Below are 16328 nucleotides of genomic sequence, written 5' to 3'. Positions count from 1 at the left end.
GTAAGGTGCATTCCGGTTGTCGGTAAAATGCAGACGGTCTGATACCGGTAGAATTGAAGGCCTGCAAGGAAGCCGGGGCGCGTTTGCATTTTAATAATTCGTTTTAAATGCATTATCCATGAAAAATTTCCTTCATAGTCCATCCGCACTGTTTGTTGTTATAGTCATATCGTTTCTCTCCACCCCGTTTCGTTCCGTGGCGCAACGCGATAGCTCAACTGCGGTACACATCGGTTTCATTTATCCTATAAGTTCCAATGGCAAGCAGGCCGCATCTATTACCAACCGGTTTTCACTACACGTCATCGCTGGTCTTTCGAAGGCCGAAACAGGCGCTTCGATAGCCGGTGTAGCCAATGTGGTGAAACAAAATGTCGGCGGTGTACAAATGGCAGGTGCGGCCAACGTCATCGGAGGTTCGGCGAGCGGGGTACAGATGGCTGGCGTGGCGAATGTGATCGGCGGTGCGGCGAAGGGCGCCCAGTTGGCCGGATTCACGAACGTTACGGGTGGGCAGGCGCAAGGGGCGCAGATAGCCGGCTTTGCCAATGTCGCAGGAGCTTCGGATGCCGCCCAGATAGCCGGTTTCGCAAATATTGCCAAAAAGAATGCGAAAGGTTTGCAGTTGGCCGGATTTCTTAACAAAGGCAATGAAGTCAATACACAAGTAGCGGGCTTCGCCAATGTGGCTAAAAAAGTGAAAGGCATACAACTGGCGGGTTTTATCAACATCGCCGATAGCAGCGATTACCCCATCGCGCTCTTCAATTTTATCAAAAACGGCGAAAAATCGGTGGCGTTTACGATGGACGAGATCATGACCGGCATCGTGTCGTTCCGTTCGGGCGGGCGTGTGCTGTACGGGATCGCGGGGATAGGCTATAACTTCAAGGATAACGCCAAGGCCATGTACGCAGCCGAGGGCGGTTTGGGTGCGCATATTCCCCTGGCAGGTAACCTGCGCATTAACCTGGAAGCCGTCGGCCAGACGCTTACGGATTTCGATGGAGGAAGTTATTTCAAAAACTCGCTCCGCGTGTTGCCCGCATTGAAGTTCGGCAACCGTTTCGAGGCATTCGCCGGCCCTACGCTCAATTACACTTCCTATGACCGGGAAAACGACTACGATTTTATCAAAAAATACATCTGGAAAAATAACAGTTCCAAAGATTTCCAGGGTTTGTTCGTAGGGTTCAATGCGGGTGTGCAATACCTGTTCTGATGCGGACGCTCCGGTTCAGGCTGGCTCTATGGGGCTGGCGTTCCCTGGCAGACCTTATTTTTTGGGTGTTCTGCAGGCTATGGCCTTACCGCCGCAACATGGTGCTCGTGAATATGGCCCGCTGCTTTCCCACACGCCCGGAAAAAGAGATCAGAAAGATGGTAAGGGCCTATTTCCGGCACCTGGCCGACCTGCTCGTGGAGCCGTTCATAATCGGGAGAATGCCGTATGGCGGTTTGGGGCGGTTGGTGCACTACGAAAATACGCAGCTGATCGACAGGCTGTTACGCGAGAAAAAGAACATCGTGCTCATGGCCTCGCATTACGGCTGCTGGGAATACCTGCTGTCGCTTCCACTCCAGACCCACTGCAAGGTGCTGGCGGCATACAGTCCCATTTCCAACAGATGGCTGAATGCGTGGGCGCTGAAACTGAGAAGCCGTTTCGGCGTAGTCATGATCCCCAAGTCGGAATGGTACCGGCGGACGCTGGGCTGGAATGACGATGCCCCGGCTATTTTCGTAACGATCGCCGACCAGCGACCACCGGAGTCGGGCAAGTACTACCTGAATTTTATGAACCGCAAAACATTCATCCAGTCGGGTGCGGCACGCATCGCCGTACAGCGCGATTGTGCGGTGGTGTACCTGGACGTTTCCAAAAAGGAGCGGAATACCTACCATTTCAGGTTCCGGCTGATTACCAGGCAACCGAAAGAACTTGGCGAGGCCGGGATTATGGAGCATTATTACAAAGCGCTGGAAAGTACCATCGAACGCCAGCCCGAGCTCTGGCTGTGGTCGCATAACCGCTGGAAATTCCATTCGCGACAGGGGCAAAAGCCGGTCAATGCATTGAAGTTGTTGTAATATTCAGCAAAGGGTAGGGGTTTTCCCCCAGTTTCGAATTTTTTAGTTGTTTTTGTAAATAATTGAAAATAAATGTGTTGTGTAAAATTTGGCGAATCAGGAACCATAATTTTACCAAGGGGCGGTCAAATCGATTATTTACTAAAACAAAGCATTATGAGAAAATTAGCATTCATGGGTGTGTTTGTGATCGCCGGAATGGTGGCAGCATGTAATGACGACGACGATCCGACAGACCCGACTCCCGTATTGCCCGAGTTGAAAGTGTCCACAACGCTTTCCGGCGCGAACGAAGTACCCGCTAATCCATCAACAGCTACCGGTTCAGTGGACGGTACGTTGGACCAGGAGACGAGGATTCTGAGTCTGAATATCACGTACAGCGACTCCGCAGCCTCGGATTCCGCATCCGCTGATTCGGTCTTCACTCCAACCGCCTGGCACATTCATAAAGGCCCTGCCGACTCGACCGGCGCGGTGGTCATCGATTTTGGGACCGATTTCAAAACACCTTTCGCATTTAAAGACACCCTTACCGAAGCACAGGTAGCCGATCTAAAAGCAGGCCTGTATTATGTGAACATTCACACGGCCAAATATCCGAACGGCGAGATCAGAGGCCAGCTGAAAGCGGAGGAATAACCCGCCGGTTTGGTACAATGCAATGCCAAAAACAAGAGCGGCTCTTTTGGGGCCGCTCTTTTGCTATGAGGTGACAAGTACCAATGCGTATCAAAACAGGCCCCTCGCTTTTTCCAGCGCCGTATCGAGTCCGCTGGCATCGGAGCCGCCGGCCGTTGCGAAAAATGGCTGCCCGCCGCCGCCGCCACGGATTTCCCTGGCGAGGTCTTTCACGATTTTGCCCGCATTGAGGCCGGTTTCCTGTACGAGGTTTTCGGCAATGAACACCGAAAGCTGCGGTTTGCCGCCGATCTCGGCGCCGAAAACGGCAATGAGGTTTTCCACCTGGTCGCGAAGCTCGTAGGAAAGCTGTTTGAGGGAATCGGCACCTGGTACAGTTACCTTTTCTACGATCAGGTTAAATGCGCTGTGCTTTTCCATATTTTCAACCAAACTGGCCTTCAATGCCTGGATTTTCTCGTTTTCGAGCGCGGTGATCCTTTTCTGCAAAGCCGAGCGCTCCTCGATCAGGTTTTCAACCGCTTTGATCAGGTCGGTAGGGCCTTTCAGTAATTCTTTGATTTTATTCAGGGTTTCTTCCTGCTGGCGCATCAGTTCCAACGCTTTTTCACCGGTTACGGCTTCCACACGTCTTACCCCTGCCGACACCGAACCTTCGGAAATGAATCTGAATACGCCGATCTCACCCGTAGAAGGTACGTGCGTACCACCGCAAAGCTCAAAAGAAAACTTAGGATCAAAAATGATCAGGCGCACGAAATCGCCGTATTTCTCCCCGAAAGTCGCCGTAGCACCGGCATCCAGCGCCTGCTGAATGGGCACATTCCTTCTTTCTTCGAGCGCGATATTCTCGCGGATCTTCTCATTCACCCGGTCTTCGATCTTTTTCAGCTCCTCGTCGGTCACTTTCGAGAAATGCGCAAAGTCGAAGCGCAGCACTTCGTCATTCAGGAACGAACCTTTCTGGCTCACGTGCGTACCCAGCACCTCGCGCATGGCCGAGAGCATCAGGTGCGTAGCCGAGTGGTTCGCCTTGATTTTGTTACGACGGTCGACATCGATTTTAGCAGTAATAATTCCTGCTTCCGATAGCGCCTCATCCAGGTTTTTATCTCGTGAAATATGTACAAAAAGGTCGTTCTCCTTTTTTGTATCGACAATATTAATCCTCTTTTCTCCCTCTTCCTTGCTCCCCACGATCAAGACACCCGTATCACCAACCTGTCCACCCATTTCAGCGTAGAAAGGCGTTCTGTCGAGCACGATATGGTATTCTTCGCCGGCCTTCGTTTTAACCTTGCGGTATTTGACGATGTGGCTATGCGTTTCTTCAAAATCATAACCGAGGAATTCCACACCGTCGTATTCGCGGAGCTCGATCCAGTCGGTGGCTTCCTTGGCGGCATCCTGGCGGGAGCGTTTTTTCTGCTCTGCCAATGCGTCCTGGTAGCCTGTTTCGTCGATCTGGAAGTTTTTCTCGCGTGCGATCAACGCCGTAAGGTCCACGGGGAAACCGAATGTGTCGCTCAATTCGAAAACTTCGTCGCCCGGAATCGTGTTGATACCCTTTTCTTTTAAACCCGAAGTAATGCTGTCGAGCCGTTTCAAACCCGATTCCAGCGTGCGCAGGAAGCTTTTTTCTTCTTCCAGGATCACACGGGTAACAAATTCTTCCTGGTCTTTCAGTTCGGGGAACACGTCTTTGAACTGTGCGGCCAATACCGGCACCAGCTTGTGGAAGAATGGCTCCTGGAAGCCGAGGTAGGAGTACCCGTAGCGCACCGCGCGGCGAAGAATGCGGCGGATCACATAACCGGCCTTCACGTTCGACGGTAGCTGGCCGTCGGTAATGGCGAAGGACACTGCACGGATGTGGTCGGAAATAACGCGCATTGCGATATCGGCGAACGGCTCCCCGTCCTGTCCGTATTTTTTGCCCGAAAGCGTTTCCAGTACCTGAATGGTGTTCTGGAATACGTCGGTATCGTAGTTAGAAGTTTTTTGCTGGATAGCCATGCAAAGACGCTCGAAACCCATTCCGGTATCGACGTGCGTCGATGGCAGGGGAATCAGCGAGCCATCGGCCTTGCGCTCGAACTGCATGAATACCAGGTTCCAGATCTCCACCACCTGCGGATGGTCCCTGTTCACCAGCGATTTGCCCGAAACTTCCGCCACTTCGGCGGACGGGCGGAGGTCGATGTGGATCTCGGAACAAGGGCCGCACGGGCCGGTATCGCCCATTTCCCAGAAGTTGTCCTTTTTGTTGCCAAGGATAATGCGGTCTTCGCCTACGATGCCTTTCCAAAGATCCCAGGCTTCCTGGTCGAAAGGCACGCCATCGGCTTCATTCCCTTCAAAAACAGAAACATATAATCTGTCTTTCGGCAGTTTGTAAACCTCCGTCAGCAATTCCCACGCCCAGGCAATCGCTTCTTTTTTGAAATAATCGCCAAACGACCAGTTACCGAGCATTTCGAACATGGTGTGATGGTAGGTGTCGAAACCTACATCTTCCAGGTCGTTGTGCTTCCCCGATACGCGCAGACATTTCTGGGTATCCGCAATCCTGCGCGACGGCGGCGTGCCGTTGCCGAGGAAAAAGTCCTTGAACTGCGCCATCCCCGAGTTGTTGAACATCAGGGTAGGGTCGTTCTTGGCCACCAACGGTGCCGAGGGTACTATTAAATGCTCTTTACTGCGGAAAAAATCAAGAAAGGCCTGACGTATTTGATGCGAGGTCATTGTATCTGTTTTGGTACTACTGGATCATCGTAAAAGTGGCGGCAAAGGTAAGGAAAAATCTCGTTTAGTCAGGCTTGTATACGAGCTTTCCGATGTTGTATGCGCCAAAGCAGCCCAGGCCGCCCTCGATGTTGTTGTAGATGACGGACGGTTCGGTAAAGGGATTCTCGGTGTCTATCCGCTGCTGTAACGAGCGATGGTATTTGAAGTAATTCACATCGGAATTATAGACCATCATGGTGACGGAAACAAGCCGGCATTTGGAATAAAATGGCTTGGGCGCAGTATCCTGGGTTTGTATCGGGGAGAAGGTCGGCATAAAGACTTTGCCGGTCGGTGACGAAAACAGCGAGCCATCCAGATTCCGGTCGGATTGCCATTCGCTGCGCCCGGATGTTTCGTCCCATGAGAAATCGAATCTGTTTCGGATTCTTTTTCCCTTTACGCCCGGATCCGGTACGTCATATTCTACTTCTGCCACTGCCCTTACCCGATAGTAATTCGTATCATTTGGGATATCCTGCCAGGTCATTTTAAGCGTAAGCGATGTGTCCCGGCGGGTGAACAGGCTGTTAGTTGTCGTATCGATTATGTACGATTTGATTACGGGCGCATTTCGTGGAACAGTGCAGGTTGCCCTAACGTCCCTGTTACCGTCCGAGACATGAAGCGAGTAAGTTTTTGAAGCGACGATCGGGAACCTGCTCTGATCGATACTGTATAGCTGGCTGTTGGGGTCGAATGGAAGAATTATTTCATTTGATCCATCCGAAATCCTGACCATCGCGGTTTTTATTACGTCTTCTTTTGTGTCCGTGTCTGAGAATAATGGTACAGATTCCGTAACAGCAACATTAATCCTGTCGTTTTGCGGCGAGATAAAGGAATGCACAACCAATTTGGATGTCGCCTTCGGTAATCTGGACGCGGGAATGTCGCTGACCAACGTTTCGCAGGAGGTCAGAGCAACCAGAATGAGAACAAACGATATCGGTTTCATAAGTGTGCGGTTTAAAATTTAAAATTGTAACTGAAAGACGGCAGTATGGGAAACAGCGAGTATTTCTTCAATGCATTCTTGTTCGCTTGCTCGGTGTCGACGTCGTAGAAAAAGGGGTTTTTTCTGCTGTAAGCGTTGTAGACGGCAATTTCCCATGTCCTTTCATACCGCCTTTTCTGTTTATGAAACTGAATGGCCAGGTCCATTCGATGAAATGGCTCGGCGCGAAAATTGCTTCGTCCGGAGTATTCCGTCATTTTCGTATTAACTAAATGAGCGTCGTTACCGATCGCGGCGCCCATGAATCTCTCCATGACTGCCTTGTACCCTGCAACCGGCAGCGTAAGTGCATTCCCCGTTCCATATACCCAGTTAGCTGACAGGGTGATACGCTTGTTGACTTCATATATGCCAACAACAGAAATGTCATGGCGTCGGTCGTGCCTCGGATAGAACGTCTTCCCGAAATTGAGCTCCGAAAAATTCCATCGGGTCCAAGACAAGGTATAGGCAACCCAACCCGACAGCCGCCCCGATTTCTTTTGCACCAACAGTTCGCTTCCGTAAGACCAGCCCCGACCGGCCGTTACATTGTCCTGCCAGTCTATTTCGTTGGCATTTTCGCCTTCGAGGTTCAGAAACGAAGCTCCCTCTTTATAGGAAAGGATATGGTCCATCTTTTTTATAGTAACCTTCCAGCGTAACGGTTAATGCAGGTCTTTCCAGGTATCGGGCAAAACCTCCTGCGAATTGTTCCGAACGTTGCGGCACAATTTTCCTTGTCGCTGGCACCCAAAGATCGGTAGGCAGGCCGATGCCCGTGTTGGACAGTAAGTGCACATACTGGTTCATGGCAGCGTAGGATAGTTTCATAGAGAGATTCTGCGCCAGTTGGACAGCGGTGGAGACCCGCGGTTCCGGGCGGATGTACGTTTTGCCCTGCGTGTTGAACGTACTTAACCGGATCCCCCCATTGATTTTTAATGCATTGAATAAATGCCAGGTGTCTTCCGCATAGATTCCGGTTTCGAAGGAGTCGAAAGTTTGAACAGGCTGGCTTGCGGGCTCATTGATGTCCGTTCCGGTAATCGCCAGCACAGACGGTCTGGATCTGTGGAATGTGCCTTGTAATCCAAACTTGATGGTGTGTCGGGAAGTAGGATAATAATCAAAGTCTGTTTTTACGCTGACATCCCTGATCCTGGAATTGTAACGATAGCTGTTGTACCCGATTTCGGCGCCTTCGCTGTTCAGGTCGGTAAACGCGTTGAGGACGCCGAAGTCGAAGTTGCTGAAAATTAATGACGAGTTGGTGAACAGTTTTTGGGAAAAAAGATGGTTCCACCTGAAAGTGCCGGTTGCATTACCCCAATCCAACCCGTTGTTCGATCGGTAGAATGTGCTTTTTTCATGCATGTAGAATTTATCCCTGCCAAAGTAGCCGCTCAGGTACAGCTTATCTTTCGGCCCGATGTCGAAATTCACTTTGGCATTCAGGTCGTAAAAGTAATAACCGGGCTTCGTACGGTCTTTTTGGCCTTTTTGTGCATGGGCAATAATGGGGGCGGCCAGTACGTCGGCATACGTCCTCCTGGCGGAAAGCAGGAATGACGACTTCTCTTTGCGAACAGGCCCTTCCAGCGTCAGTCGTGAGGACAGTAAGCCGATGCCTCCTTCACCATGCAGGCGATCTTTGCTCCCTTCTTTCATGTTCATTTCAACTACTGATGAAAGTCGTCCTCCGAACCTCGCCGGAAAGCCGCCCTTGGTAAGCTCCACGCTTTTGATGGCATCGCTGTTGAAGACAGAAAAGAAACCGAACAGGTGGTTGGCATTGTACACGACAGCATCGTCCAGAATGATCAGGTTTTGGTCCGGCCCGCCTCCGCGAACATACAGGCCGGTCTGGCCTTCCGTTCCTTTCTGGACGCCTGGCATCAGTTGGAAGACCTTCAATATGTCCTTTTCTCCGAAAAACGATGGAATTTTCTTGATTTGCTGAACAGGAACGTCGATCTGGCTCATTTGGACGCTGCTTGCCGGATTTTCGTGGTGCGCCGTAACGACCACTTCATCAAGCTGGTTGCCATGTACAAGCCAGACGTTCAGCGTTCCATTCCCTTTGAGACCGATCCTACGTTCCTGTCTCCGATAACCGACGGACGAAAATAAAACGGCGGCGGAATCGGTCTGCGGGAAAGTCAGCGAATAAAATCCGTAAGTATTGGTGACTGTACCGAATGAAGTGCCCGGAATGTAGACATTGACACCGGGTAACTGCTCCTGGCTCTTTGCTTCCTTTACAAAGCCGCTGATGGTTATACGTTGTGCATATACATGAGTGGCAACGAGCATTGACACAATTGCAAGGAATTGCTTCATGGCCGCAAGATTTTGGGTTGTTGATGAATAAATTAACAACGCCGTGTATGGCACGGCGTTGGCAACGTGACAATTCTAGTCAGTTAGTACAAACGGAATTTTTTCCGCAATTTCCCGACCGTCGTCGAGCATTGCTTTAATTTCGAGAAATACGTCTGATGTCTTATTGATGTCGTAATAAAAGGACGTTTTTACTTTAACGCTATCTTTGGTGTCGCATTGGCAGCTCCTTTGGGTATTAAATAACCATTTGTTATTCTTCGTCTTTACGGTCATGGAATAGCTGCTAACCGACGCGCCTTTCGGTCTGAAAATCGCTTCGATTTGAACACTATCCTTGTCTGCAACAACCTGATGAGACCTCGGAGCTAATACCGTAATTTCGGGAGAATCTACTTTTTCTTCTTTACAGGCAACCATTGCCGCCGCCATGCCGAAGCATAGCGTTAAAAAGCGTCTTGTTTTCATCTTGAACTTAGTTTTTAGTGATGAATAAAAAATAAATGCTTTTGTCTCTTAGACATTTCGGGAGGAGATGTCATATGCTCGCGATCCGAAATCCGCTAATTTTTTTCAAATCATCGTCACCTCGAAATGCCTCAGGCAGTCGGGGTCGATCAGCGAGGCGTCCAGGCAAATGGGGTTCGTTATAAACCGGATACACCTGGCTATTTCAGAGACTTTTATGTCATTTTTGGGTTTCCAGATGTAGGCCTTAACCTTACGTCTGGAGGTGTGGTTGGAAGTGATCATGGGATGCCTGAATTGCTTTTGTGTATGCTATTTGCTAAAAAGCGCCTCAAAGCCCGGCCACAGGCCGTCCCGCTCGTTAGGCTGCAATGTGATTTCCCAATGCACGCGGGACAAGGTTTTTTTTGGTCTTTTCAAACTGAAAAACCTCCCAAGGTACATGGCTTTTGTTGAGCGTATTCTTCCAATTGTTTTCAGCCATCCATTGACCGTTGGCAATGCGCTCCTGGATGGCCAGATAAGGTTCATAGTCAGCGTACAGGCTTCTGATGATCGGTTCGTGTCCTTCGTCCGTGATTTTGAGCTGGGCATTAACGGGAAAACGTAGTCTGCCTTTGCCGCCTGATAGCCTGGCTGTCCCGATCTTTTCGCCTGCAACAAATATGTCCACGGTGCATTTCCTGACACCTTTGCCGGTAGCGGGTGAAACCACAGAAAGGTTTGCCCGCGCAATCAGCGGGGCGGGTTGTGGTTCGTTTTTCCTGCGGAAGTATATCGGCGAGGTGAATGCGACGGAACGTTTTCCGCCTGGAAAGTCTTTCCTGGTTGCGCTATATTCCGAATTCCTGCAAAATGCAAGTACATCCAGGTCCCCGGGGTTTTCCCACGTGTCCCTGCCATATACTTTTACCATGTACCACGCGTCGTCCTTTTCGGATAGTTTGTAGCTGGTCGTGAACCGCCTGGGCCGGTTCGTCCTCAGATCCCAGAGGTGGGTGATCTTTCCATTGCGAAACAGAACGATGTAGGTAAGGAAGTCGCTCGCATCGCCTGACGCGTATGCCTCGATGTTCAGTTCATGGGATTCCGCGGAAGCCCGGATAACATCCCCCAATCCATATTTCCGATCGATGTCGGCGAAAACGATGGGGCCGGAGGTAACGAATGTCCGGCCTTTCCTAGCGGCTCCGGTAATTTGCTCTATCGGGTCGCTGGTAAGTGCGGTATCGATACCGAAATAGGTCCGCATAGACCCGTACCAGAATTTATTGTCTCGCGGATAACCGCCATCCAGCTCAGAAAAGGCCGGCATCAGATATCCCTGGTTCAGCACGTTGAACCAGATGTTCTGGTAATAATAATTGTCGGACATATAACCCATGACGGCCATGCCGCCCCAGGGATTGCCGGACAACAATCCAAATGAAAGGTTACTCGCGACGTTGGTAGTGTATTTGCTGATGTTACCCCTTTGCTGCCACCAATAGGAAGTAGGATGGGCCACAACGGCCATTGCGCCCTGGGTTTTTGCGTAGCGTGATATTACTTCAAGGTCGGGGATGGACCTGAATTTCAGCCACGCGTATTCCCAGTCCGCGTTTTGTTCCGACTGATAATATTGTACTTCGTAGGTAGAGTCGATCAGGTTGCCGAAGTTGTCGAGCGTACTTTTTAACCCCAGCCACCATACATGGCTGGTGCGGTACTTGGGCATTTCCGCTCCGTATAACAGGCGAAACCGGCGATCGCTTACCACGGAATAGGCGTGTTTCCAGGTGCTGTCGTTATACCCGGCCCATCCTTGGCAAGCGCTGATAAAGTCCACGCCCTGGGCCAGGCATATCTTCCGGACCTGCCGCAGCATGGTGTCGTTTGCGGGTATTTCGGAGTATAGATGTGCATGACCATCTCCGTTGATCCATCCTCTTTTTTTGAGGTTAACCCACGGTTGCAACCGGATTCGGGCATTCGTTCCCTCATTTTTACATACTTTAAATGTATGGTCCTGGGTTACATAATCGATACCACGAACAATTTTCAGGTGGTAAACACCCGGGCGGAGCCGCAACGAAAATGTGCCGTCCTCTTCCGTGAAAATCCCGTCGCAATGCTCGTAGTAAGTAGCCTGCACCTTTCCCGAAGTATCTTTCACAATGATTCTCGCAGCTACCGGTTCATTGGTTTCGGCATCCGTTACGCTACCTTTTATTCCCTCAAACCCGGCTAGCAGGGTTAGCCGGGTTTCCGGTACCTGCGCAGTTAATCTGCCTTGCGCAAGACATGCGACAAACAAAAGCATCGTGAGCCTGGCGTATTGCATGGTCAGTTCTGGATAAGTAATGGATTAAGGTCCATCTCGATTTGCGGGATGGGGAATAACTTGTGCTTGTCGTACTGGAAATTGGCCTTGCCTTGTCCGTGCAGGACGGATGTGGCGTAGTCCTTTCCCCAGCGGATCAAATCGAAATAGCGCTGTCCTTCCAGCGCCAGCTCTACCCGCCGCTCATGGCGCAGCCGTTGCCGTAAAGCGGCCTGATCGCCTGGTGGTACAGGCGGCATTTTCACCCCCTTCCGCGCACGGACGGCATTAATGTCGGCCATCGCATCTGTTAACCGCACATTTTGCTCGATCAGCGCTTCGGCATGGATCAAAAGCACTTCGGCATAACGCAGCACGATGTAATTGATCCCTTCGCCGTTAGTCCAGCCGTTCGCCGCCACGCCCATAGTGGCCGGGTCGAACACGTACTTGCGCGCAAGGTAGCCCGTAACCGTATTAGGTCCTTTTCCAGGGTCGTAAGGTTGCCCAAACCGGTCGTCACCGGGGCTGAAAATGGTGTAACGGAGTCGCGGATCGCCTTTTTCGTAGGCATTTACCAGTTCCTTCGTCGGATTATTGAACCCCCATCTGCCGAAATCGAGGCTGATCTCCGTACCGCCGCCCCAGCCATTGGTTTTGTAGGCCTGCACTTCAAAAATGGATTCGACGGTATTCTGGTCGTTCTGATTATTGAATTGGGCGAGATAGTCGGTAGTCAACGCGTAGTCACCGGATGCTATCACTTCTTCGGCGGCGTCGGCGGCAGCTGCCCACTTTTGCTGGTAGAGCAGCACTTTCGCAAGCAAGGCTGTGGCCGCACCTTTGCTCGCCCTGCCCAGATTGGCCGTATTCCTGTACACGCTCACCGACGGGAGGTATGTCCGCGCCTGCTGCAAGTCGTTTTCGATGAAGGCCCAGGTTTCTGTCGCGGTGGACCGGCGTACTTTGGTATCTTGGATCGTCGTAACAGGCGTTTCTATCAGCGGAACGCCTCCGAAAACCTTAGCCAGGTCAAAAAAGTATAACGCACGAAGGAAATAAGCCTCGCCCAGGCACCGCTGCCTCATTCCCGGCGTTTTGAAGATATTTTCGGGAGAATCCCCGATGCCCCGGATCACGACATTGCACCGGGCAATGCCTACATAAGCGCTTCCGAACCAGTCGCGCAGGTTCGGGTTGTCCGGGAAAACGTTGAAGTCCTGCAAGGCACGTTCCTGGATATTGTTCGGATCGACCGGCGTTTCGGTATCATCCGACGTGATATCGCCCAGGATCCACATATCGTTGAAATAATGACCTTGCATCGGATCTCCGCGGCCCCAGAGCAACGGCTCATAGGCCGCATTAACGAAGAGGACCGCCTGCTCTTCGGTGGTAATACTTCCGAGCAGAGTTTCTCCAAGCGGTTGCTTTTCCAGAAAATCCCGACAGCCCGCATTCAAAAGCACCAGGCAGATAGCAATGCATATTTTGAGTAGATTTTTCATAACTGTCTGAATATGTGTATTGAATCAAAATGTAAGCGATAGCCCGAATATAAAGGTCCGGGCCTGCGGATACCTTCCCTTATCGGCCCCGACTTCCAGGTCGGCGCCCCGGCCGTCCACAAACTCGGTGGAAGGTCCCATTTCCGGGTCAAAGCCTGAATATCTGGTCCACGTCAGCAGATTCTGCGCCGTGGCATACAGGCGAATGCGCGAGAGGCCTGTTTTCCGGACCGCATCAGCCGGGATAACGTAACCTATCTGCACGTTTTTCAAACGAATGTATGAGCCGTCCTCGACCCACCTGTCCGAAACCCGGGCATTGTTGTTGGGGTCCGTGATGTGGACGCGTGGTTCCGAGTAACTTGTGCCTTCGCCCGTCCATCTGTCCCGGATGCCGGCGAACTTATTGAACAGATTCGTTCCGCTTTGCGCCCGCATGGCGAGCTGGTTATAAATCGCATTTCCCTGCACACCCTGAAACAGCAGCGATATTTCGAAACCCTTGTAGCTGATATTTCCATTTACACCAAACAGCCAGTCGGGTATGGGACTTCCGATTTTTGTCTGGTCCTTCGCATTGATAACGTGATCGTTGTTGAGATCTTTGAACCGGATATCGCCCGGGGCTGTCCCGATCTCCTGCTTTGCGTGATTGTTGACCTCCTCCATGTTCTGAAACACGCCATCGGTCACATAGCCGTAAAACGTCCCAACCTCGTCACCCACCGACGTTCGCGTCAGCAGGGCCCCCTGCGTACCGCTTACAGGCCCGAGAATGTAGCTGATACCCGGGTTCAAGGCCAGGACTTTATTTTCGATGCGGGTAATATTGAAACCTGCCCCATACCGGAAATCGCCTGAGCTGTTGTTCAGGCCGGCACTCAGCTCGAATCCCCGGTTGCGGATGGACCCGGCATTGATACTGATCGTGGAGGCGCCTGATAATGAAGAAACCGGCTGATCAAGAAGCATATCACTGGTTTTACGCAAAAAATAATCGGCCGTGAATTGCAGTTTGTTGTTGAAAAAAGCGAGATCGATCCCTACGTCCGTCTGGGTGCTGGCTTCCCACACCAGCTTGTCGGAGGTCAGTTTGGCGCCAGCCCTTCCATTGGTAGGAATGCCAAGGCCGTCGTAATAGGTCTGGGAACCAGGCCCGAACGCATATTGCAGCCCCGTACTAACCGTGTTATATGTGGCATAATTGTCGCCGACCTCCTGATTGCCGAGGCGGCCCCAGCTGGCGCGGATCTTTAAGTCGGACAGGGTTGTCTGGTCGCGCAGAAAAGGTTCGTCGGAAATACGCCAGGCGGCCGAGAACGATGGGAAATTGCCCCATCGGTGTCCCTTTGCGAAACGTGAAGTGCCGTCGCGCCGGAAACTCACACCGAACAGGTACCGGTCAAGGAACGTGTAGTTCAGGCGGCTTACCAGGGAAAGCAACGCCCATTCCGTAGCATTTCCGTCCACACGCCCCAGGTCGATGTTTTGTGCGGCGGAGATATACCGGTTCCGCGGATCGTCGGTTACGAAATTATCGCCCTTCACGGTCAAAAACTCATATCGTCCCGATTGCGCGTCTACGCTCAGTACCGCTGAAAGTTCATGCCGGTTGCCGATTTTTTTGCTGAACGACAGTGAATTTTGCCATAACGGGGCATACGACATATCCGCATATTCGACGAGCGAGTTGGGTGTTGCACCAAATGCGGGAATGTAATTTTTGTTCCTCGAATAATTGAGGTCCAACCCGAAATTGCTCCTGAATTTGAAAGCACTCGTCAGCTCGTATTCCGCGAATACATTGCCGAATAACCGGAGCTTGCTGCGCCGGTTCTCCGTACGGTAGGCCTGGGCGATGGGATTCGGGTCCATAGCCGACTCGGCATATTTCCCCTCGTCGTCGTACACCGCATCGAAAGGCCTTTTATAAACCGCATTCGCCAGGATGCCTCCCAACTCGTTCGTCCTGACCTGATTGCCCGTCGAGTGGCTGATCGTAAGGTTTTGCCCGATCTGCCATTTGGCCTTGACCTTGCAGGAAGTGTTTAGGCGGAAAGAAATCCTTTTGAAACCGCTGTTGGGTAAAATTCCCTGCTGGTCGAGAAATGCCCCTGACAGCGCATATTGAGCCTTTTCGTTACCACCCGCGACCGACAGGTTGTAGTTTTGGGTAGGGGCCGCGCGGAAGAGCTCTTCCAGCCAGGTGTGGTTCGCGCCCAATGTATCGGGACGCCCGAATGCAGGCGCTTTGCCCGCATTGGTATACGCTTCATTGACAATGGTCGCATATTCCTCCACATGCAGCAACCGGGGCAGCCGCCAGGCGGTTTGCAGTCCGTAATAGGCATCGAAAGAAACCCTGGCTTCGCCATTCCTGCCCTTTTTGGTGGTAACCAGTATGACGCCATTCGCCGCGCGGGAACCGTAAATAGTCGCGGCAGCTGCGTCCTTCAATACTACAATAGATTCGATATCCCTGGGATTGAACAGGTTCAGAGCTTCCGGGCCGGTGGGCGTACCGTCGATCACATACAGCGGATTGTTGTTCCCTATTGTACCGGTCCCGCGGATTCTTACCGTAACGTCGGAGCCCGGCGCCCCCCGAGTTGGACGACACGAATAAGCCGGAAGCCTGCCCCTGCAACGCCTGATCAAGACCGGCAACAGGCATTTTCTCGATATCGGAAGCTTTAACGACCGCAATTGCGCCGGTAATGTCCTTACGTTCCTGCGTCCCATAGCCGACGACTACCGCCTCATTCAGGACTTTGACGTCGGGTTGCAGCGACACGGGCTGGGATGCCTTGTTGCTGACGTACATCTCCCTGGGCGCATAACCCACGCAGGAGAAAACGAGTATCGCCTCGCCGGCCGCCTGTGACAATTTGAATATCCCCGCGGCGTCCGTCACAGTGCCATTCGCGGAGCCTTTGAGGAGCACATTTACACCCGGCAGGGGCTCGCCCGTGGTTGCGTCGGTAACCTTTCCGGTTAGCGGTTTTTGGGAAACCGTATCGATCTGAGACATATCGCCTGTTGCAGGCGCCTCCTGGCCGGCCGGACCGGAATAGCTGCTCTCTTTTTTCGCGGAAATATAATAGAAGCCACTGGCTGCTTTCCTGAAATACAGGCCGTGCTCTTTAAGCAATTTTTTCAGCGATTCCTCCACGGAACCCGATTCATAATC

The 16328-nt window shown here is 51.8% G+C and carries 12 protein-coding genes and 1 pseudogene; 3 read left to right on the top strand and 10 right to left on the bottom strand.

What is annotated here, in order from left to right:
- The first annotated feature begins 118 nt into the window (after positions 1–118).
- The 3 genes from ABV298_RS04625 to ABV298_RS04615 all read left to right on the top strand — a co-directional run bounded on the left by ABV298_RS04625 (position 119) and on the right by ABV298_RS04615 (position 2733).
- Positions 119–1222: a hypothetical protein gene (locus ABV298_RS04625; protein WP_353721016.1), complete on the top strand. Its 1104-nt coding sequence runs from the start codon at positions 119–121 to the stop codon at positions 1220–1222.
- Positions 1222–2091 carry a lysophospholipid acyltransferase family protein gene (locus ABV298_RS04620; protein WP_353721015.1) on the top strand — a complete coding sequence of 290 codons (870 nt, stop codon included), beginning with the start codon at positions 1222–1224 and terminating at the stop codon, positions 2089–2091. Before ABV298_RS04625 ends, ABV298_RS04620 begins: the two co-directional genes overlap by 1 nt.
- 156 nt (positions 2092–2247) lie before the next feature.
- Positions 2248–2733, top strand: a complete 486-nt coding sequence (locus tag ABV298_RS04615) for a CHRD domain-containing protein (protein ID WP_353721014.1) — start codon at positions 2248–2250, stop codon at positions 2731–2733.
- Between the two features lie 90 nt (positions 2734–2823).
- Here the strand turns inward: ABV298_RS04615 and alaS are convergent, their stop codons facing one another.
- The 10 genes and pseudogenes from alaS to ABV298_RS04565 all read right to left on the bottom strand — a co-directional run.
- Positions 2824–5478, bottom strand: coding sequence for an alanine--tRNA ligase (gene alaS / locus ABV298_RS04610; RefSeq protein ID WP_353721013.1), 2655 nt, complete (start codon positions 5476–5478; stop codon positions 2824–2826).
- A gap of 64 nt (positions 5479–5542) precedes the next feature.
- On the bottom strand, positions 5543–6478 hold the full coding sequence (locus ABV298_RS04605) for a DUF4249 domain-containing protein (protein ID WP_353721012.1): 936 nt from the start codon (positions 6476–6478) through the stop codon (positions 5543–5545).
- An 11-nt stretch (positions 6479–6489) separates the two neighbouring features.
- Positions 6490–7155, bottom strand: coding sequence for a hypothetical protein (locus ABV298_RS04600; RefSeq protein WP_353721011.1), 666 nt, complete (start codon positions 7153–7155; stop codon positions 6490–6492).
- Positions 7133–8860, bottom strand: a complete 1728-nt coding sequence (locus tag ABV298_RS04595; protein ID WP_353721010.1) for a TonB-dependent receptor — start codon at positions 8858–8860, stop codon at positions 7133–7135. The genes ABV298_RS04600 and ABV298_RS04595 overlap by 23 nt, the downstream gene beginning before the upstream one ends.
- A gap of 75 nt (positions 8861–8935) precedes the next feature.
- Positions 8936–9328: a hypothetical protein gene (locus tag ABV298_RS04590; RefSeq protein ID WP_353721009.1), complete on the bottom strand. Its 393-nt coding sequence runs from the start codon at positions 9326–9328 to the stop codon at positions 8936–8938.
- A gap of 105 nt (positions 9329–9433) precedes the next feature.
- Positions 9434–9613 (bottom strand): hypothetical protein, encoded by a 180-nt coding sequence (locus tag ABV298_RS04585; RefSeq protein ID WP_353721008.1) that lies wholly within the window; start codon positions 9611–9613, stop codon positions 9434–9436.
- Positions 9614–9689: 76 nt separating this feature from the next.
- The gene (locus ABV298_RS04580) at positions 9690–11651 is read right to left on the bottom strand and encodes a hypothetical protein (RefSeq protein WP_353721007.1); all 1962 of its coding nucleotides are present in this window, start codon (positions 11649–11651) and stop codon (positions 9690–9692) included.
- A 2-nt stretch (positions 11652–11653) separates the two neighbouring features.
- A complete protein-coding gene (locus ABV298_RS04575; protein WP_353721006.1) occupies positions 11654–13138 on the bottom strand; it encodes a RagB/SusD family nutrient uptake outer membrane protein in 1485 nt (494 codons plus the stop codon).
- A gap of 24 nt (positions 13139–13162) precedes the next feature.
- Entirely contained in the window at positions 13163–15880 is a 2718-nt protein-coding gene (locus tag ABV298_RS04570) for a TonB-dependent receptor (RefSeq protein ID WP_353721005.1), read from the bottom strand.
- A 19-nt stretch (positions 15881–15899) separates the two neighbouring features.
- Positions 15900–16169, bottom strand: a pseudogene (locus ABV298_RS04565) (carboxypeptidase-like regulatory domain-containing protein); the annotation flags it as partial.
- Between the last annotated feature and the right edge of the window lie 159 nt (positions 16170–16328).

This window comes from Dyadobacter sp. 676 (genome assembly GCF_040448675.1).
In the GTDB taxonomy this organism is placed as follows: domain Bacteria; phylum Bacteroidota; class Bacteroidia; order Cytophagales; family Spirosomataceae; genus Dyadobacter.
Note: the sequence above shows the minus strand (reverse complement) of the source record. Positions and strands in the feature narration are given on the sequence as shown.